17 protein-coding genes and 1 pseudogene are annotated in these 18,714 nt (G+C 55.9%); 3 read left to right on the top strand and 15 right to left on the bottom strand.

Annotated features, from left to right (window positions below):
- Positions 1-213: 213 nt before the first annotated feature.
- Both QPJ95_RS20040 and QPJ95_RS20035 read right to left on the bottom strand, forming a co-directional pair.
- Positions 214-1,113: an IS3 family transposase gene (locus QPJ95_RS20040; protein WP_270921312.1), complete on the bottom strand. Its 900-nt coding sequence runs from the start codon at positions 1,111-1,113 to the stop codon at positions 214-216.
- Positions 1,110-1,406, bottom strand: coding sequence for a transposase (locus tag QPJ95_RS20035; protein WP_286018121.1), 297 nt, complete (start codon positions 1,404-1,406; stop codon positions 1,110-1,112). The genes QPJ95_RS20040 and QPJ95_RS20035 overlap by 4 nt, the downstream gene beginning before the upstream one ends.
- A gap of 70 nt (positions 1,407-1,476) precedes the next feature.
- Between QPJ95_RS20035 and QPJ95_RS20030 the strand changes: the two are divergent.
- Positions 1,477-2,673, top strand: a pseudogene (locus QPJ95_RS20030) (IS30 family transposase).
- Positions 2,674-2,741: 68 nt separating this feature from the next.
- Here QPJ95_RS20030 and QPJ95_RS20025 read toward each other — a convergent pair.
- The 4 genes from QPJ95_RS20025 to QPJ95_RS20010 are packed head-to-tail and all read right to left on the bottom strand — an operon-like array spanning position 2,742 to position 8,308.
- Positions 2,742-5,891, bottom strand: a complete 3,150-nt coding sequence (locus tag QPJ95_RS20025; protein WP_270920372.1) for an efflux RND transporter permease subunit — start codon at positions 5,889-5,891, stop codon at positions 2,742-2,744.
- Positions 5,888-7,249: an efflux RND transporter periplasmic adaptor subunit gene (locus QPJ95_RS20020; protein WP_270920371.1), complete on the bottom strand. Its 1,362-nt coding sequence runs from the start codon at positions 7,247-7,249 to the stop codon at positions 5,888-5,890. Before QPJ95_RS20020 ends, QPJ95_RS20025 begins: the two co-directional genes overlap by 4 nt.
- A 1-nt stretch (position 7,250) precedes the next feature.
- Positions 7,251-7,865 (bottom strand): TetR/AcrR family transcriptional regulator, encoded by a 615-nt coding sequence (locus QPJ95_RS20015; protein ID WP_270920370.1) that lies wholly within the window; start codon positions 7,863-7,865, stop codon positions 7,251-7,253.
- A gap of 38 nt (positions 7,866-7,903) precedes the next feature.
- Positions 7,904-8,308: a hypothetical protein gene (locus QPJ95_RS20010; RefSeq protein ID WP_270920369.1), complete on the bottom strand. Its 405-nt coding sequence runs from the start codon at positions 8,306-8,308 to the stop codon at positions 7,904-7,906.
- A gap of 200 nt (positions 8,309-8,508) precedes the next feature.
- On the opposite strand from QPJ95_RS20010, the gene QPJ95_RS20005 reads away from it, so the two are divergent.
- Together QPJ95_RS20005 and QPJ95_RS20000 are read left to right on the top strand one after the other, a co-directional pair.
- The gene (locus QPJ95_RS20005; protein ID WP_270920368.1) at positions 8,509-8,841 is read left to right on the top strand and encodes a hypothetical protein; all 333 of its coding nucleotides are present in this window, start codon (positions 8,509-8,511) and stop codon (positions 8,839-8,841) included.
- A 164-nt stretch (positions 8,842-9,005) separates the two neighbouring features.
- Complete coding sequence (locus QPJ95_RS20000; RefSeq protein WP_270920367.1) at positions 9,006-9,527, top strand: M10 family metallopeptidase C-terminal domain-containing protein; 522 nt, start codon at positions 9,006-9,008, stop codon at positions 9,525-9,527.
- A gap of 80 nt (positions 9,528-9,607) precedes the next feature.
- On the opposite strand, the gene QPJ95_RS19995 is transcribed toward QPJ95_RS20000, so the two are convergent.
- The 9 genes from QPJ95_RS19995 to QPJ95_RS19955 all read right to left on the bottom strand — a co-directional run bounded on the left by QPJ95_RS19995 (position 9,608) and on the right by QPJ95_RS19955 (position 18,705).
- The gene (locus tag QPJ95_RS19995) at positions 9,608-10,867 is read right to left on the bottom strand and encodes an MFS transporter (protein ID WP_270920366.1); all 1,260 of its coding nucleotides are present in this window, start codon (positions 10,865-10,867) and stop codon (positions 9,608-9,610) included.
- Positions 10,868-10,992: 125 nt separating this feature from the next.
- Complete coding sequence (locus tag QPJ95_RS19990; RefSeq protein WP_270920365.1) at positions 10,993-11,901, bottom strand: SMP-30/gluconolactonase/LRE family protein; 909 nt, start codon at positions 11,899-11,901, stop codon at positions 10,993-10,995.
- Positions 11,902-11,914: 13 nt separating this feature from the next.
- Complete coding sequence (locus QPJ95_RS19985; RefSeq protein WP_270920364.1) at positions 11,915-13,255, bottom strand: type III PLP-dependent enzyme domain-containing protein; 1,341 nt, start codon at positions 13,253-13,255, stop codon at positions 11,915-11,917.
- Positions 13,256-13,259: 4 nt separating this feature from the next.
- Positions 13,260-14,105 (bottom strand): carbohydrate ABC transporter permease, encoded by an 846-nt coding sequence (locus tag QPJ95_RS19980; protein WP_270920363.1) that lies wholly within the window; start codon positions 14,103-14,105, stop codon positions 13,260-13,262.
- 1 nt (position 14,106) lies between these two features.
- Positions 14,107-14,973, bottom strand: coding sequence for a carbohydrate ABC transporter permease (locus tag QPJ95_RS19975; RefSeq protein ID WP_270920362.1), 867 nt, complete (start codon positions 14,971-14,973; stop codon positions 14,107-14,109).
- Between the two features lie 84 nt (positions 14,974-15,057).
- Complete coding sequence (locus QPJ95_RS19970; RefSeq protein ID WP_270920361.1) at positions 15,058-16,383, bottom strand: extracellular solute-binding protein; 1,326 nt, start codon at positions 16,381-16,383, stop codon at positions 15,058-15,060.
- A gap of 37 nt (positions 16,384-16,420) precedes the next feature.
- Positions 16,421-16,771, bottom strand: a complete 351-nt coding sequence (locus tag QPJ95_RS19965) for a RidA family protein (protein ID WP_270920360.1) — start codon at positions 16,769-16,771, stop codon at positions 16,421-16,423.
- A 17-nt stretch (positions 16,772-16,788) separates the two neighbouring features.
- Entirely contained in the window at positions 16,789-17,541 is a 753-nt protein-coding gene (locus QPJ95_RS19960) for an SDR family oxidoreductase (protein WP_270920359.1), read from the bottom strand.
- Positions 17,542-17,589: 48 nt separating this feature from the next.
- Positions 17,590-18,705 (bottom strand): ABC transporter ATP-binding protein, encoded by a 1,116-nt coding sequence (locus QPJ95_RS19955; protein WP_270920358.1) that lies wholly within the window; start codon positions 18,703-18,705, stop codon positions 17,590-17,592.
- Between the last annotated feature and the right edge of the window lie 9 nt (positions 18,706-18,714).

Genomic DNA, 18,714 nt, shown 5'->3' with positions numbered 1-18,714 from the left:
CCTTTCGCCCAATAAACGCACCGCCGCTTTTTCCAAATGTGGGCCGCAGCGGAATTTCACGAAGGTGTGGTAAATCCACGAATGTTAGACGGCAGGTCCCAGCGACCACCATGGGCGAACACCGCCCGTTTCAGGATTTCCAGCCGGGTTTCCTGCAGGCTGACCTTCAGATCTGATCCTCGTCCCTAAAACCGGACAGTTTCACTATTGACCCTATGCGGCCATTTTCAAAGCTGTATCTTCAAATGCCTGCAGGGGCGTTTTGTAGCCGATACTGGAGTGGCGGCGCTGGCGATTGTAGAAGACCTCAATGTATTCGAAGATTGCAGCTTTGGCTTGAGCGCGCGTTCTGAACCGATGGCGATGCACGAGTTCTTTTTTCAATGAAGCAAAAAAGCTCTCCATTGGCGCGTTATCCAGGCATTCTCCTTTGCGGCTCATGGATTGGGTGATGGAGGCCTTGCCAATTAGCTTGCGGTATTTCCCACCTGCATACTGGCTCCCCCTGTCGGAATGGTGGATCAATCCGGAAACGGGCCCTCGTCGCGCCAGAGCCATCTTCAGGGCCTCACAGCAGAGCTCTGCCCGCATATGGTCCTCCATCGCCCAGCCAACAATCTCCCGCGTGGACATGTCTTTGATGCCAGCCAAGTAAAGCCACCCTTCATCCGTGTCGATATAGGTAATATCCGCCAGCCAAACGGCGTTGGGCGTCTGGCAGTTGAACTTCTGCTCCAATAGATTTGGTGAAGGCTTCATGTCGTGATTGCTGTCAGTAGTTTTGGGCTTTCGGCGCTTACGCAGAAGCGGAGACACCTTGTTTTCTTTCATTATTATCGCCACACGCCGCTCAGAAGCGATCTCACCATCAGCCATTAGATCCTGATGAATACGCTTGGACCCATAGCATTTCCCGCTGGCTTTGAAAAACGCCTTTATCTTTGGCAGCAACTCCAGATCTCGCGCTTCACGGATGGTACGCCGCTGATCTCGGGCGTCCTGACTGGTCAGAAAGCCATAGAACCAACCCCGAGATATCTTGAGGTGTCGGCATAATGTGGAGACCGCATATTGCGCTTTATGGGCAGTGACGAAGCTGTGCTTGTTCGTCATGGTTTCACCGCCCTCGTTGCGAAAAAAGCGGATGCCTTGTGCAAAATCTCCACTTCCTCAGCAAGACGCCTGTTCTCTTTGCGAAGGCGGACCAGTTCAGCGGCATCCGCCTTCTGACGGCGCTTGGCTTCTGATGAACCAAACGCCTCAATCTCAAGCCTCCACGTCTTCAGTTGTGTACCGGTGATCCCAAGCTCGCTCGACACGCTACCCTGCGTCGCTCCTGGCTCGTAAAGCCGTTCAACTGCCGCAGCCTTATAATCGTCCGTATAATTCCGTCGCTGTCGTCCCATTTGGTGCCCCTTTCATGGACAGGGGTAAAGTACCCCAGTGTCTGGGAACAGGGACGAGGTTCAGTAAATCATGGCCTATCGCCGCAGACATTTTTTACAGATAAACAGAAGTCAGAGATCTGGGATCGTTGGCAACGCGGAGAGTCGATGAGTTCGATTGGACGTGGATTTGATCGTGCATCATCATCGATTTATCCTCTGCTGGCGCGCACCGGTGGTATCCGTCCGCCAGATCGCATGAGGTCCCGTTTGGCTCTGAGTTTGGCTGAGCGCGAGGAGATATCACGAGGCCTGACTGCGCAACTATCTGTGCGATCAATTGCGAGATCCTTGAAACGGTCTGCGTCGACCATCAGCCGCGAAATCCGGCGCAACGGTGGCGTCAAACTTTACCGTGCGGCTCAATCAGATGCAGCGGCATGGGCTCGTGCCCATCGGCCAAAGCCCTGCAAACTGGCAGGCAATATCTATCTATGTCCACTGCCCGGCAGTCGATACGAAGTATCGATGAGAGGGGGCGATATCGGCCAAGCTGACCCGCAAATGGTCCCCGCAACAAATCGCAGGTTGGCTGATGCGCGCACATCCCGATGAGGAAGACAAACGGGTCTCTCACGAGACGATCTACCGAAGCCTATTTATCCAGACACGCAATGTACTTAAGAAAGAATTGCTGTCGCACTTGCGGGCGACGCGATCCATTCGTCGCTCTCGCCACACCACCATGAAGCGCAGCGGCCTTGGCCAAATCAAGGACACTATATCGATCCGCCAAAGACCGGCGCATGTGGAAGACCGTGCCGTTCCAGGACACTGGGAAGGCGATTTGATCGCCGGTTCTGGCAACAGCTTCATTGCCACATTGGTCGAGCGACACACGCGTTATGTGATGCTGGCCAAGGTTGGCAACAAAGACAGTCACAGCGTTGTTCAGGCGCTGATCAAGCAAGCTCACAAACTACCAAAAGAACTCTACCGTTCACTGACATGGGATCGTGGAAGCGAGATGGCGGGGCACAAAAAGTTTACCTTGGCGACTGATGTCGACGTCTATTTCTGTGATCCACGATCACCGTGGCAACGCGGCACGAACGAAAATACCAACCGTTTTCTGCGACAGTACTTCCCAAGGGGCACAGATTTGTCGATACATAGTCAAGCAAAGCTGAGTGCGGTCGCAAGACAGCTCAATGAACGACCTCGAAAAACGCTAGGATATGAGACACCAGCCGAGCGTTTCAATGCATGTGTTGCGTCGACCCGTTGAAACCGCCGCTGGAAGCTGCCGTTAGATGTTTTTGGCACCAAAGGCGGCATTGGGCGGTTACACACCTTTTACTCACAATGTTCCCGATCTGCTGTCCGCCCTGGCCGGACATGCCGTGCATCCAGTTCCCGCATTTTGGCCAGAGTGCTTAGCCCGAAGTCATCCAAGATCGCGTAGATTCCCGGTAGCACAAATAGGACGATCAGCGCCGCAGCCAACAGACCAAAGGTCAGGCTGGAAACCAGTGGAATCAGGATCTGTGCCTGCAGGCTGGTTTCGGTGAGGATCGGGAGCAGCCCGGCAATGGTTGTGACTGAGGTCAGAAAAATCGCCCGAAACCGTGCCCGGGCGGCTTTGCCTGCGGCCTCGGCCACTGTCAGAGCCGTGCCATGCTCGTGTTTCACAAAACCCACCAGCAGGATCGAGTTGTTTACCACCACACCGGCCAGCGCCACAAAACCCAGCATCGAGGGCATCGAAAAATTCAGCCCCATGGCCATGTGACCAAAGATTGCCCCAGTCAGAGATAGCGGGATGATCAGCATGACAACAAGTGGTTCGACATAAGAGCGAAACAGGAAACTGAGAAGTAGAAACACCCCGATCAGACCAATCACGAAACCCTTGAGCATGGATTTCTGGGTCTTGGTGGCCTCAGCGCGTTGTCCTTCGATATCCAGCTGCACTCCGGGGTAGCGTTGCAACAGATCGGGCAGAAAATGAAACAGCGTGTCACTGACAATGGCATTGGCATTGGCGATGGCAGTGTCGATGGTGCCCTGCACCGTGATGGTGCGGATGCCGTCCTGACGGTTGATCCGGGCATAGCCCTGACCGATCTCGACCTGGGCCACCACCGATAGCGGCACAAAGGACCCATCTGGACGGGTGATGGTGAAATCGTCGAACTGGCGCAGCAGGCCTTGGTCGTAGCCTTGCAGCTGCGCGGTGACGTCCAGCTGCTGGCCGTTCACCTGCATCTCGCTGACGGTGGTGCCAAAATAGGCCGCGCGCAACTGATCGGCGATTTGCCCGGCGGTGATCCCCTTCGGCCCGGCGGCCTGGGTTAGGGTGATGCGCAGTTCACGTTTTCCGGGGCGCAGATCGTCCAGCACCGAAGTCACGCCGCTGTATTGCCACAACCAATTTTGCAGCTCGACCGAGGCCCGTTTGAGTTCGGCCAGGTCGTCACCCTTGAGCCGCATGTCGATGGCGATACCCGCCGGGCCAATGGAGGTTTCTGTGTACTTCAGGCTGATAACATCCGGCACGTTTCCCACCAACTGGCGCCAATGGGCCATGATCGCGTCGGGGCGGCTGTTGCGCTGCGACGAGGGCAGCAGATCTACGCTGAGTGTGGCAACATGTGCGCCGGTCTCAAAGGAATCTTTGTTGACCCCGTAAGACACCGTGACGTGCCGGACCAAGGCGGCACCACCGGGTTGTTGCGGAGACAGGTCGGCGTTGGTCTGATCTAATCCGTGCTGCAACTGGGCGATGACCTCTTCAGTGCGCGCCAGCGGCGTGCCCTGCGGCAGCAGCACCCGGGCAACGATGGTATCGCCATCCAGTTCGGGGAAGGCGGTAAATTTCAGATACCCGCCTGCCAGCATTCCAGCCGCAATCAGCAAGGTGGCAAAGGCCATTCCGGTGACCAGGTAACGCCAGCGAATGCACAGATCGGCCAGCGGCCCAACCAAGCGTTCGCGGGTAAAGTCCATTGCCCGTTCAACGCCATGGCGAATGCCGCCAGGTTTGCGGGGATGCTCAAGACTGTGCAGCAGGTGGTGCGGCAGAATCAGGAAGGCCTCGATCAGCGACACCATCAGCACAAACAACATCACCACCGGCACCACCTTGAGCACCGCGCCCAGATCGCCGGACAGGAAGGCCAGCGAGCCAAAGATCATGGCGGTGGTGGCAAAAGAGGCAAGCACGTTGGGAAATACCTGTGAAGCGCCCTGAATTGCCGCCTCGATAGGGCTAAGACCCTTTTCCCGCTGCCGGGCGATGTTTTCGGCAATGACGATGGCGTCATCCATCAACAGGCCAATGACGATCAGCAGTCCCAATGTGGTCATCAGGTTCAGCGAATAGCCGACCAGCCCCATCAGTGCGACCCCCCCCATCAGGGAGACCGGCAGGCCCATCGCCACCCAGAACGAGAAGCGAAAGCCAAAGAACAGCCACAATACGAGAAACACCAGCGCCAGTCCCTGCAAGCCGTTCACAGCCACCAGCTGCAACCGTTCGCGCACCACGCTGGCCGCGTCCGAGCTGATTTCCAGCACCACACTCGGAGGCGCTTGTTGACGTTCCGCCTCGAGAAAGGCAGCCAGAGCATCCATGATCCGCAGGCTGTCATCCGCGCGCGTCTTGGAGATGTCCAGAACGGCTGCAAGTTCACCGTCAAACAGGATTCGGTCGTCGTCCAGTTCAAATTGTTCGGAGATAGTGGCGATGCTGCCCAGCCGCACCTGGCCACCGCTGGCCGAAGATTGCACGATCAGCGACGCCAGATCGGCGGCGGTTTGGCGTTCTTCGGCGACCCGGATCAACAGTGTTTCAGATGTGGTTTCGATGCTACCCGCAGGCAGGTCCAGACTGGTGGATTGCACCGCGCGGGCCACGTCTGGCACTGAAATGCCAAACTGCCTCAGCGCTGCCGGGCGCAGGCCGATGTGCAGCTCGCGGGTGGAAAAACCACGGATGTCCACCTTGGGAATGCCACCCCAGCGCAGCATGCGGGTACGTATCTGTTCCGCGTAATCCTTTAGATCGGTGCGTGATTTTGGCCCGGTCACACCCACTGATGCCACAAAAACGGTCTGCCCCAGAACTTTGATCCGGGGTGGGTCGGCGCGTTCGGGAAATTTGGACACCGCCTCGATTTCAGATTTCACATCCGCGGTGAATGCCAGAAAATCCTCGCCCTCGCGCATTTTGACAGTAGCACGGGCCAGATTCTCGCGCGCCTCGCAGGATTGGGTGTCAATGCCGGTGACCGCATCCAATGCCGTCTCAATCCGTTCGCAAATCGCGGTCTCTACATCCTCGGGCCGGGCGCCAGGATAGGCTACGGTAATCTCGACTTCGCTCAACTCGGGGCGCGGAAAGGTCTCGCGCAGCAAGGAGGGGCCGATGGATATGCCTGAGAGTAGAAGCAGGATCATCAGCAGATTGGCCATGGTTTGGTGGCCAGCAAGGAATCTGATCATGGCTGTTGTCCCGCGCGGGCCAGCTGTGCCTCCAGGGCCAGATCGTTGGTCACATCAAGCAACATGCCCTCCATTGCAGGCGAGGGAAAGCTCACCACGATGCGGGCGCCGACAGGCAGGTCCTGGGTGATCAGTGCAACCTCGTCCTGCATCAGCCGTGTGGTTACCGGGGTCGAGGCTAGACGGTTGTCGGCATCGGCCAGAAATACCCTGCCATTCCGCAGGGCGCTGCGGGGGATAACAATGCCGTCAAGCGGCGGTGCGCTCAGCTCTACATCGACAAACATGCCTTTGGTCAGGGGCGGGCGGGTGCCTGGCCTTACACCGGTATAGGCGCTATCAACACGTACAATCACCCCAACGGTGCCGGATTTCAGGTCGATCTGGTCACTGATGCGGTCCACTTTGGCGGGCCAGGTCAAAACCTGTTCACCGAGCCGTAAATGCACTTCTGCATTCAGACCAAGGCTGTGCAACAGGGTGGACAGAGCGCCGGGGACTAATTCTTTTGGCCTTTCTGCCTGCGGCTGACGGGATCGCAGCAGGGCCAGCATATCACTGATCGAGACCTGAGCCTCGATTTCGGCTGAACCCACCCCATCTAACTCGGCGGCAACCTGACCAACACGGACAAATTGCCCGATCTCGACAGAAGTCTGTGCCACCCGGGCCGCAAAGGGCAGGGTCAGAGTGGTCCGGGCCAGATCCAGTTCGGCGGATTTCAGGCTGGTCTCATAAACGGCAATCTGTTCGGTTTGCACCTGCTGCTGGGTGGGTAACAGCGAGAGCGTATTTATAAGGGTCTGAACCTTTTGACTTTGTAGCAGCCAAGACGATTGTGCAGCATCCATTGCCACCGCGCTGGCAATGCCTCTGACGGTCAGCGTCTCTATCCGTTCAATCTCTCGCGCCCTGATTTCCAGTGCCCGGGATTCAATGTCCAGCGCCGCAATCTGGTTCAATTGCGTGACCGTGAGTTCGGCCAATTTGGCTTCACCAGCCCGAATGTTGGCTTTGGCCTGAGCAATGCCCAGATTGAAATCAGTCTGCGACAGACGCAGCAGCACTGTGCCAGCGGGCAGAATTTCGCCTTTTTCAAGGTTGGGGTTCACATAATCAGCAGTGCCGGCAACCTGTGCGATGGCTTCGTAAACACGACTGGGCCGCACTAACCCGTAGCCAGTGATGCGCGGCGGCAACTGACTCGCTTGGGTGGTTATTACCCGCACCGCAGTTGCGCGCTCGGCCAGAATAACGCGCGCGGGTGGCGGTCGGTTCGAGACGATAAGGGCCAAAACGCCGACCCCAATTGCCAGAACCGGCAGGGTGATGAATATCAGTTTGAAACCGGGTTTCATGTCACTCTCCGATGTGGGCAAAACCCGCTAATTGTAGGGCCAGCAGGCGCTCGCCCTCGGGTAGTAGAATGGCCGGGTTGCGGCTGAGCAGCATCCTGAGCACCAAGCTCTGGATAATCCCCAATATCAGGCTTGCGGCGTCGTCGGTGTCGATGTCCTCTCTAAATTCACCCGACTTTTGCGCTGCGGCCACGTTTTCGACCAAGACAGCGTGAAACGCACTCATGCTTTGCAAGATCTGCTGGCGCAGCACGGATTGGTCCTTGTGCAATTCGCGCAGCACCATAATTTCTGGCAACGCCGGGTTCTTCTGAACCAGTCTGAGGTGATCTAGAACCTGCATCTTTAGGCGATCCTGTGGGGAACAATTGGCAGCGCGGCAACGGTCGAGGTTACCCCGTATCTGCGTCGTCAGATGGTTGGCAACTTGTATCCAGATGTCTTCTTTGCTGGAAAAGTGCTTGTAGATAGACGGCTGAGTTAGGCCCAATTTCTGCGCGATCATTCCAGTGCTGACCATGCCAGGTCCCGCTTCGAAAGCTAGATCCAACGCCGTCTGCAGGATCTCGACCTTGCGGTCTCCGGTTGATTTACGACTGCGCTTGTTGGTCATCATGTCTCTGATCTTTCCCAGGATTTCAGCAATGGATGTGGTCAGCGGTGAGCGCGCCCAAGAGCGGCAACAATAGCCGCCCAGACTCCCGCGCGGAAGATCAGCGCGCCAACCGTGCGCATTTCAAAGGCTCCGCCCATTGCAATGTGGAGCCCAAGTCCCAAAAAGATGACTACAGTTGCACCTACAATAAGCGTCGCGAGAGCGCGGGCCCAGGCGGCGCCAGTCCATATGCCAAGCCCGGCTGCGATGTAGGCGAAGCCGGCTATGAAGTTGAACCAAACAACAAAGGGGACATAGGATCCAGCTGCGGTTTGCGCCGACATGGGCCCAAACAGAACGCTGCCGCCCGAAAACAGGGTCAGCGCACCAAATGCCGTGGCAGCTACGGCAATAGGGCGCAGCCATTTAGCGAAGCTGGGGAGGAGTTTGTTATGAGTGCTCATGATATTTATCCAGATTGAGGCTGCGTCTTCGCGCTGTTAACACGAAGTAGGTTATAGTTCTATAACCGCCTTGTCGAGCAGATCGAATATCAGCATTACTCCGTTTGGCTGACCGGCCTCAGTGTGAAGCGGCTCTTGGCGGGCAATTGAGGAACTACGGGCTAGGCGGGCCAGCTTGGAGCATCTCCAACAGAGACGGCATGAACCAACTCTTCAACGGGAATGTCGATGCTGAATTCAATTGGGCCATAGAAGTCCGATTTAGCAAAGGGGGACCGGAAACGCGGCTGTTTCGAGTAGTATGTGTCCAACATCCCGATCTTATCGTGTTCCCAAAAATGCGGCTTCAGTCCATTTTATATGCGCTCGCGCTCGAACTGGAAGATCCAGTCAAAGCTGCGGGACAAGCCATCAGTTGGATCGTCATGTTTGCCAACGTGCCCGTGAGGGCGCCTCCAATGGTGTCGGCCACTTGCCGCCGAACCATTGAGCATGCGAGCCAGCTGAACGACTCCATGGGGCGAATGCTGTAGACTGTATCGGCGGTTTCTAGCGTGGATTTGGACGCTTTGTGTGTCGGCAGACACATTCATAATGGGGGATTTCCGATATCGACTATGCAACTTCAAGCGCAGCTTCTTCGGTAACCACACACTCTGACTATTGCCAGGTAACTTATCTGATCACCTTCACTCACTTGTCTCTGCCCACCTATCTGGGCGAAGACTTCTTCACGGTGGTCGGGATCCCACCCACGGACACTGAAGGCGGCGACGACGTTCTGAAAGGAAAGGGCGGTGACGACAAGCTCATTGGGGGAGAGGGAAGTGATGTTCTCAAAGGCGGCAAGGGTGCAGATTGCCTGAAGGGGGACTCAGGTAGGGATAAGCTCTACGCAGGCAAGGACTCCGACACCGACATATTCATTTTCTGTAAGACTTCTGATAGCATGATTGGTAAGGGAAACCGCGACGAGGTCTACCAGTTTGACAGCGGAGAAGACCTCATCGATCTTTATTGGATCGACGCCAATAGCACTATGTTGGGTGACCAAGAGTTTGACTTCAGCGAAGATGGCCCAGCAGCAAACTCAGTTTGGGTCAAGGACATCGGGAAGCACCTGCTTGTCCGGGGTGATGTCGATGGTGACAGTCAGCATGATTTCGAAATCCAGATTAGGAGAACGGCTAACCTAACCCAAAACGAACTCATCTTATGACGCGACAGAAGGCCGTTTCGCCAGCCTCTTAGATCCCATGATCGTGCAGAACGTCTAGAGGGCATACTTCTGTCCCCTCTTTACCCGTTGCGTATGGGATGGTCTTTTCTCGGGGTGGTCGATTCTGCACGTAGGGCAAATATGGGCGGTACGGCTAGCATTGCTAAGACCGCGACAATGTAAAACGCGGTTTCAATTCCGAACTTGTCAGCAACTATGCCTATTCCCAGCGGCCCAACGGCGGACGCAAACGTGCCAGACGAATATAGAAGCGCGTAGCCCCGTGCCATCCGACGATGATCAATCAGGTCTGCAGCAAAGCCGTATGTTATGGATGAAGTCCCCTGCATCACTGCACCGAGAGGCACGAGCAACGCAAAGGCGAGCGGGGTTGGAGCAACAACAACAGCAATCAATCCCACCGCGGTTAAGGTCTGGATAATAGCGAAGGCGGTGCTCACGCCTATTCGGTCAGCAAGGTATCCACATCCAGCTTTGCCAAAAATTCCACCCGCGAGAAGCAGCACCGTTGCTCCAGTAGCGACAGGCAAAGATAACCCCTTAGCAAGCATCAGAAAGGCTACAAAAACCAGTCCGGATGTTTGAACCATGGCGTCGATGCTGCTGACAATCAGCAAAATGCCATAAGAGCGCCAGTTGAGAATGCCCCACCCGGTTATATCAGGCTGGTTGATAGTGTCGGGTTCCTCACGCGTTTCTGTATGCCGCATAAGAGAGGACGCGCCTATGGAAATGGCAATTCCGACAGCGGCAAATACGGCGACCATTCCGTACAAGATGCTGATCTGATGCCAAGCGAGCCCAGCACCGATCGCAAAGCTGAAACAGCCTGTGAAGGCGAGTTTCCCGACATCCCCGGAAGCATTGAAGAGTCCGAGCGCACTGCTGCGTGTAGCGGATGGGCAATTGTTGGCAATTAAAGCCGAAGAGGGCGCATGGTGAAACGCCGTACCGGCCCCAATAATCAGCAAACAAATTGCCACCAATAATGCACTCGGAGCGATTGAGAGGAGGAGATAACCTGCTCCCGACAGCGCCAATCCCACGACAATCAACCGACGCTCACCGATCCGTTCGCTCATCCAACCCGAGCTTATCTCAAGCACTGCCTGCGATAAGCCCTTAAGGCCCTTGAGCACGCCGACCTGCGCGTAACTGAGCCCGAATGCCTGAGCCAAAATTGGCAACAAGGCATATATGGTCGCCGACATACCGTCCTGGACGATGTGAGTTGTGCAAGTGGTTAATATAGCGGTTTTGGGCTTTGACGTGAAGACGCGCATCTTAATTCGATTGCGCGCAGGATATCTTAAGTTCAACAGAGTACCTCCAAACTTTCGCGGTGTCCTAAAGCTGTCGTTTTTGACCATTTTGCCATAGCGACATTGGTTGCGCCGCGGAAAATCTGCAATATGGGCTCTTTGGGATTTGCGAAATACAGGTTCTAATTCATCTCAGCCAAGTGAAAATGAGGCGACGCAAGACCGCGTGTGCCCGTCCTGACCCGCAACAGCGCTCCGGCGTTTGGCCCTTTCTGCAGCGCAGGCGCATCCAGATAGCAGGAGGCCGAGGTGATGATCAGCTCGTCCAGATCTGCGCCGGCAAAAATGCAGCTGGTTGGTTTTTGTACCGGAAGGGTGATTTTCTCTAGCCGCTTGCCGCCGGGCGAGACTTTCTGAATGCCCCAGCCGTCCCACATTGCAATCCACAGGCAACCGTCCTGATCAATACACATACCATCCGGGCCGCCTTCCTCCGGGGCAAAGTGGATCAATTCTTGTTTGTTGGTTATCGCGCCGGATGTTGCATCGAAATCATAGGAGAACACTGTATAAAGCCATGAATCAATGTGATAAAATCTATCACCCTGCGGCGACCAGCACAGACCGTTGGTGTTAAAAATCCCGGTGGTCCGAGTGACGGGTTCTTGCCCATATTCATAAGAGTAGAGATTACCTGTTGGATCGGTGATCTCCTCGCCCCGGCTACCCGAAAGCGGCAGTGATCCGACCCAGAACCGCCCCTGAGGATCAAGTTTCCCGTCGTTGTAGCAGTTGAGATCCAGACCGGCCTCGGGGTCGGCCAGAAGCTGAAGGGCACCACTGCGCAGGTCAAACAGTTCGTATCCGCGGTCGGTCACCACCGCAAGACGATGGGGATCCGTGGTCAGCGCCAGACAGCCAAATTTATGGGGCAGGGGCCATTGCCCGGTCTGTGTCTTTGTCACAGGATCAAAGCGGAAAATCCTATTTTGCTTCAGATCCCCCCAGTACAGGACGTTCAGCCGGGCATCCCAAAGTGGTCCCTCTCCCAGAGTGGCATTTGCGGCCTGCAGAATTTCTACCTGATACATCTGTCGGCTCCGCTTAGAAAAAGGTTTCAGCCATATTTGTTACCCGGTCCTGCGCATCGACACAGAAAACAAAGCGCCATTTGTCAAAGGCTGTGCAGGGATGCGAAATCCCAAGTTTCAGAACATCCCCGATCCGAAGATCCATCCCAGCCGCCGGTTTCAGAAACGCGTGTTGGTCATTGGCCCGTGTCAGCCTTAATCTGTCTTCCTGCTCCGAAAGATCTGCGATCTGCTGGCCGTCTCGATACTGGGCAAGAACCACCGGCAACCCTGCGTCATAGGGGAAATCCCGCATGCCAGCGGCCAGAATGGCAATGCCCGGCTCTGGCAGTGATTGCACCGCAGCCCAGATCGCCATAGCGGGCTGAAAACGGGTCTCTGCCGAGACGGCTTTCCCGTTTAGAACAAACCCGCCCCGTGCATCCATTTCCGCCAACCGCTCTTTATAGGCGAGATGGTCATAGGTCGCGGCCACACCGCCCCGCAACCAGATTTGCGGTTGGCGCTGAAACGACGTCGCCTTGCAGGCGCTGACAACAAAATCAAAACTCGAAGACCCGCCGGCAGTGAATACCGGCACCTGATCCGCAGGCATCAATCCACTGTCGCAAATCCGGTTAAAGGCACTGACCGCAAAGTCGAGGTAGTCCGCCACCCGCGCTTTGCGCTCGTCATGGCTGCCGCCAATTGCGCCTTCATAGGCCTGCAAACCACACAGTTGCACTGGTGCCTGCGCCGACTGCTGTGCCGCCACGGCCTGTAGAACTGTGTCGACACCCGTCATCGATTGAATGCCGGTGCGCGCGCCTTGAAATCCAACCTCGACCAGAATGGTAAAGTGCTGTCCCTTTTCAATATGAGACGCCCCATGCGCCACCAGTTGATCCAACCCGGCCACAGAATCGACCAGCATCAGAAAACGGGTGGCCGGAAACTGTGCCATCAGATGGGCAAAGCTGCGGATATTGCTGCGTCCGACCAGCTGGTTGGCCAGCAGCACAACCGGTGCGCCGCATTCAGCCATCATCCGCGCTTGGGCGACTGTCGCGGCAGACAGACCAAGGGTGCGCTCTCCGGCCAAGACATGCGCCAAAAGCTGCGGCGACATCATGGTTTTGCCATGCGGGCAGAGCCAGACATCCTGTTCCCGTGCATATTGATCCATCACAGCCAGATTTTTCTGCAGGGTCGGTTCACAGACCGTCAAAACCGGCAGGCACAGGTCTTCATCCGGTACCGACCAGCCAAAGCGTCCTGCATCCTTTAGCGCAAAGGCATCACAGTCTGCCGGGATGCCCCGCGATTTTCCATCCACCCGTGTTTCATTGGATCGCTCAATAAGAAATTTGGTCATAACATCAGCCCTTCACTGCGCCGCGCAGCATGGATTTTCCGATATAGGGATAAGCAAAGAAACCCAAAAGCATTGGCGGGAATACACCCAGCATCATCGCCGCCGCAGTCGCTCCCCATTTCACCCCGTAAGAGGTGACAAAGAAAGTGGCCCCCACGGTCACAGGCACCGCACTTTTGGTGGCTAGGATCAGGCCAAACAGGAATTCATTCCAGGAATAGATGAACGACAGAATAGCCACCGCAAACAGGATCGGCCGTGAGGCTGGCCAGATGATATGGTACAGCACCTGCAGGGTTGAGGCCCCGTCCAGACGCCCGGCCTCGTCCAGTTCTGCCGGAATGTCCTGCATGAACCCGACCAGCATTAGCAAGGCCAGCGGAATATTGATGATACAGGCAATCAGCGCCAGACCCAGTTTGGTGTCAAGAAGCCCCACCGACTGGTACATAAAATAGAATGGGATCGCGAAGATAATCAGTGGCAGCGCCCGCAGGTTGGACACGATTGGCAAAAGCCAGGCGGCGCCAGTCTTGTAACGCGCGATCGCATAGGCCGCCGGAAAAGTCAGCACAATGGCCAGTAGCGTCCCGCCCGAGGCAATCACCACCGAGTTCCAGATGTAGGATACAAAGTTAGTATTTCCGGTGAACAGCACCTCGTAATAGTGGTCTAGCGTCGGCGTGAACAGCCATTTTGGCGGATAAGCGTTAATGTCAGCGGTGGATTTGAACGAGGTCAGCACCGTGGCCAGGATCGGAAAGTTCAACACCACAACCGCGATGAAAAGAACCGCCCATCGTGCACCCATCAGAAGGCGACTGTTTAGGGTTACCGGTTGTACAATCATCTTAATTGCCCCTCAGGATAAGTTTCATCGCCGCAAACATCAGCGCCAGTGACATCACCAGCAGGATCAGCGACACCGCCACTGCCTCACCGATGACATTCTGATTGAAAAACAGCTTGTAGATATAGATCGAGATTGAGGTGGTCAGGTTGCCGGGGCCGCCGCCTGTCAGCACAAAAATATGGTCAAACACCCGAAAGCTGTCGATGAACCGGATAAAGGATACGATGACAATCGACGGCAGCATAGCAGGCAGCAACACAAGGCGGATCAGCTGAAACGGAGTGGCGCCATCCATCCCGGCTGCCTCCTCCTGATCCGGTGAAATCGCCTGACGCGCGGCCAGCAGAATAAGAAAGGCAAAGGGGGTCCATTGCAGCACCTCGATCACCACGACCGTACTGTAGATATTTTCCGGACCGAGGAAGTTCACATAGAATCCAAGAATTTCAAGATATTGTGGGATAATGCCGACAAATTCATTCAGCACTAGCCGGTACATGACCCCCAGCAGTGCGGGCGAAATCATCATTGGCAACATCAGCAGGGCGGTCAGCCAGGGCCGTTTGGTCAGGATCGGGTGCAAGACAAACACCAGCATCAGCGCCAGCGACACTTCAAGCACGGTACAGATCAACCCGAATTTCAGCGAAAACCCCATCGCGTCCCACATTTTCGTCGAGAAAATCTGATTGGTGAAATTTTCCAACCCGATGAAGGACGGGTTGCGGATATCGGCAAACGAGACGTCAGAGACCGAATACCAGATATTGGTCAGCGCCGGAAAACCCAGCATGACTGCAAGGAAAATGCAGAGACCAGACAGCAACCAGCCGCCGTCCCTTTTTAACGTGTTGGTATTTTCCATTTCCGCTTTCCATCAGGGTTTTGACCCAAGAGCGCAGCGCGCCGAGGGGAGGGTGCCGGGCAGGGGGCCTGCCCGGCAAAGGTATCAGCCGTCAAAAGCCGACTGGATCGCCGCTTCGACATTGGCAATGGCTTCGTCTTCGCTCATTTGTCCGGCCCAATAGCCAGTGAAGTTTTCGGCCATCACCTCATAGATACGCAGCGCTTGATCGCTGGCGCCGCCATTCATGACAAAACCGTATTTGGCGGCATGTTCGCCCATCAAGGGCATGTCGGGGCGGTCTTCTGCCACGGCGGCCATGATGCTGTCCACCACAGGTGGCGAGCCACCCAGCTTGGCGTACATGGTGTTGGCTTCGGTGTTGGTGCCAAGCCAGCGCAGGAATTTCAACGCATCCGCTTTGTTCTCGGATGCAGCGCTGACACCCAGACCAAGGCTGTGGAAGTGGGTTTTGGAACCCTGTGCGCCAGCAGGCTGTTTGGCGAGACTGAATTTGCCCGCAACCGCCGGGTTCTGTTCCGGGTCGTTCAGCTCGGACACCGCAGCGTTCCATTGCACCATGAATGCAACCTGCCCCGAGCCAAAGGCCGCGTTGGCGTCGCCATATTCATAGCTGGAGGAGGCGCCAGGTGTTGCCTTGTTGTCAGTGATGATCTTGAAGATATCCAGCCCACGACGGAAAGCGTCGGTGCTGATTGTCACCTTGCCATCGCCATCACGCCAGTCGCCGCCATTGCTGGCCACTGTCGACTGCCAGATCATCATGTTGAACAGCAGGTTCTTCATCTGAAGCACGGTGCCATAACGGGTTGGGCTGTCCGAGTTGATGGATTTGGTAAAGTACAGCGAGGTGGCGATATAATCGTCCCAGGTCCACTCTCCCGGTGCCTTGGGAGACATTTTCTTGCCCATGCGCTCTTCGGTGATCTGCTCGTATTTGGCGATCCACTCTGGGTCGGTCATCAGCTGATCGATAAAGTCATCGCGGTAATAGAGAAAGTGCAGGCTTAGATCATTGGGAATGCCATAGACCTTGCCGTTAAATTTCTGGGTCTCAATCGCATTCTCTGGGAAGACCTTGTAGATTTCTTCGTCAATGATTTCATCAATCGGAGACATGAAGGGCGCATAACGGCCGATGTCATAGGTCGAGGTCACCATCAGATCGAATTCTGTTGATCCAGCGGCGGCATCAGCCAGCATTTTTTCCTTGAAACCCTGGCGCGAGAAATAGATCAGCGACGCCTGGCTGCCGTCCTCAACACCCTGGGTTTCGTTATAGCTTTCCACCACGGCGCGCATGGCTTTTTCCGGATCTCCGCCCGGCCAAGCCAAAATAGTAATATCTGCGCTTACCAATGTTGTTGAGGCAAGCAGCGCTGCCATGCCGGACATTAGAATGTTTTTCATTTTCCCTGTTCCTTTAGTTAGTTGCTTTGGTCTCAGTTCACTCCACAGCGGCAATCGCTGACATTTCAACCCGCAAGGAGGGATGCGCTAAGCGCGCCTCGACACAGGCCCGCGCCGGTTGGTTTTCTGGGTCAATCCAGGCGTCATAGATGCTGTTCATGGCGTCAAAATCCATAATCATCGGCAGGTAGACGTTGATCGAAACCAGACGGCTGCGATCGGAGCCTGCCTCGGTCAGAAGCGCGTCAATCTTGGCCAGAACCTGACGGGTCTGTTCTTCGATTGACGCCTCAAAATCATCCGGTACCTGACCGGAGATATGCAGGCTTCCGGCGTGTTTTACTGCCATGCTCATGCGCGGGTTTTTCTGAAATCTTTCAATGCTCATTGCTGTGCCTTTAGTGTTCAAAGCGTGATGCCGCCGTCAGCGACCACCCATGTTCCTGTTGTGTAAGCGGATTCATCACCTGCAAGATGCAGCGCAATGGCGGCGATCTCTTCGGCGGTGCCGACGCGGCCAATGGGTTGGCGCGCAACAAATGCCTTCCAGGCAGCTTCTGGATCTGCGGCCTGGTTGATGCGTCCGGCCAGCGACGGTGAATCCACCGTGCCCGGGCAAATGCCGTTCACCCGGATGCCGTCACCAATGTAATCGGCGGCGACCGATTTGATGAACCCCAGCACCGCTGCCTTGGTCACGGTATAGGCAAACCGGTTGGGCACGCCCTTCAGGCTGGACGCGGCAGAGGACATACAAATGACGCTGGCACCGCCATTGGCAATGAAATGCGGCAGAAAGGCCTGGGTCAGCAAGAACATCGATTTGACGTTGATGTCAAAGGAGCGGTCCCAGTCTTGGGATGAGGTAGATTCCAGCGTGCCCTCATGCACATAGCCGGCGCAGTTAAACAGCACATTGACGTCGCGATGCGCCGCAACGCAGCCTTTGACCGCATCGTGGTTGGTGACGTCCAGCACCGCGACCTCATGCCCGGCGGCTGAAATATCTGCCAATTCAGCGCGCAGGCTATCCAGCGCATCAGCATTGATATCGGTGGCAATGACACGGGCGCCTTCACGGGCATAAGCCAGTGCCGTGGCGCGACCGATTCCGGCGCCAGCTGCGGTGATAAAGGCGGTTTTGTTTGCAAGTCTCATATCTCACCCCTCCCAGGGGTTTTTGTCGTTAGGTCAGTCCGAAAGATTTCAGCGCGCGTCGTAATCAATCAACGCCCGGCCCTGATCAGCGCCGTCGCCATTCTCAAACAGGAACAGATCTTGCAGATCGGCGCTGAGTTTCAGTTTGTCGCCGGGCCGGACGCGGGAAATTCCAGGTTCGCGCACTGTCATCAGCGTGCCGTCCGCAGCCGTTATATAAAGAAGCGTTTCCGCTCCAAGCAGCTCGCTCTGGCTTAGGGTGCCTTCAATAGTGAACTCACCTTCGCCATTCAGCCGCAGATGTTCAGGTCGCACGCCAAGCATAACGTCGCCCAACACGGCATTGGCCAGTACCGGCAGGGTTGCTACTGTTTGACCTGCGATCACGACCTGGCCGCCATCTCCCAGTTCGGCTGCCAGAAAATTCATCGACGGCGAACCAATGAAATTGGCGACAAACCGATTGCATGGCCGGGTATAAAGCTCGATCGGCGAGCCGGCCTGCTGAATGCCGCCGCCGTTCAGAACCACGATCTTGTCGGCCAAGGTCATGGCCTCGACCTGATCATGGGTGACATAAACCATAGTGGCGCTTAGCTTTTTATGAAGCCGCTCAAGCTCCAGACGCATGTGCACCCTAAGGGCGGCATCAAGGTTGGACAGGGGTTCGTCAAACAGGAACACCTGAGGGTCACGCACGATGGCGCGGCCGATGGCGACCCGCTGACGTTGGCCCCCGGACAATTCCGAAGGCTTGCGATCAAGCAGTTGATCCAGCTGCAAAACCTTTGCCACCTGCATCACTTTTTCATTGATTTCAGCCTTGCCGACTTTCGCCAGTCTCATACTGAAACCGATGTTCTGCCCCACCGTCATATGCGGATAAAGCGCATAAGACTGGAACACCATCGCCACTTCGCGCTTGGACGGGTGCACCGTGTTCATGTTGCGGCCGTTGATCTGAAGATTACCCCCAGTGATTTCCTCCAAACCGGCAATCATCCGCAGCAATGTTGACTTGCCGCATCCCGAAGGGCCGACAAAGACCACGAACTCTCCAGGGTCGATGGTCAGGTTGATATCTTCCAGCACCATTTGTGCCCCGTAGGACTTGGATATCCCGGTTAACTCGATCGCCCGTTCTGACAACGTCTTCCCCTTCATCACTTTTTC

The sequence above is a fragment of the Parasedimentitalea psychrophila genome (assembly GCF_030285785.1).
Classification (GTDB): Bacteria; Pseudomonadota; Alphaproteobacteria; order Rhodobacterales; family Rhodobacteraceae; genus Parasedimentitalea; species Parasedimentitalea psychrophila.
Note: the sequence above shows the minus strand (reverse complement) of the source record. Positions and strands in the feature narration are given on the sequence as shown.

Coding starts and splice junctions, on each gene's coding strand:
- QPJ95_RS19965 (WP_270920360.1), bottom strand. CDS start 16,771: ATGAGCATTGAAAGATTTCAGAAAAACCCGCGCATGAGCATGGCAGTA.
- QPJ95_RS19970 (WP_270920361.1), bottom strand. CDS start 16,383: ATGAAAAACATTCTAATGTCCGGCATGGCAGCGCTGCTTGCCTCAACA.
- QPJ95_RS20005 (WP_270920368.1), top strand. CDS start 8,509: ATGAACCAACTCTTCAACGGGAATGTCGATGCTGAATTCAATTGGGCC.
- QPJ95_RS19975 (WP_270920362.1), bottom strand. CDS start 14,973: ATGGAAAATACCAACACGTTAAAAAGGGACGGCGGCTGGTTGCTGTCT.
- QPJ95_RS20010 (WP_270920369.1), bottom strand. CDS start 8,308: ATGAGCACTCATAACAAACTCCTCCCCAGCTTCGCTAAATGGCTGCGC.
- QPJ95_RS19990 (WP_270920365.1), bottom strand. CDS start 11,901: ATGTATCAGGTAGAAATTCTGCAGGCCGCAAATGCCACTCTGGGAGAG.
- QPJ95_RS20020 (WP_270920371.1), bottom strand. CDS start 7,249: ATGAAACCCGGTTTCAAACTGATATTCATCACCCTGCCGGTTCTGGCA.
- QPJ95_RS19980 (WP_270920363.1), bottom strand. CDS start 14,105: ATGATTGTACAACCGGTAACCCTAAACAGTCGCCTTCTGATGGGTGCA.
- QPJ95_RS19960 (WP_270920359.1), bottom strand. CDS start 17,541: ATGAGACTTGCAAACAAAACCGCCTTTATCACCGCAGCTGGCGCCGGA.
- QPJ95_RS20025 (WP_270920372.1), bottom strand. CDS start 5,891: ATGATCAGATTCCTTGCTGGCCACCAAACCATGGCCAATCTGCTGATG.
- QPJ95_RS19955 (WP_270920358.1), bottom strand. CDS start 18,705: ATGAAGGGGAAGACGTTGTCAGAACGGGCGATCGAGTTAACCGGGATA.
- QPJ95_RS20040 (WP_270921312.1), bottom strand. CDS start 1,113: ATGACGAACAAGCACAGCTTCGTCACTGCCCATAAAGCGCAATATGCG.
- QPJ95_RS20035 (WP_286018121.1), bottom strand. CDS start 1,406: ATGGGACGACAGCGACGGAATTATACGGACGATTATAAGGCTGCGGCA.
- QPJ95_RS20015 (WP_270920370.1), bottom strand. CDS start 7,865: ATGATGACCAACAAGCGCAGTCGTAAATCAACCGGAGACCGCAAGGTC.
- QPJ95_RS19985 (WP_270920364.1), bottom strand. CDS start 13,255: ATGACCAAATTTCTTATTGAGCGATCCAATGAAACACGGGTGGATGGA.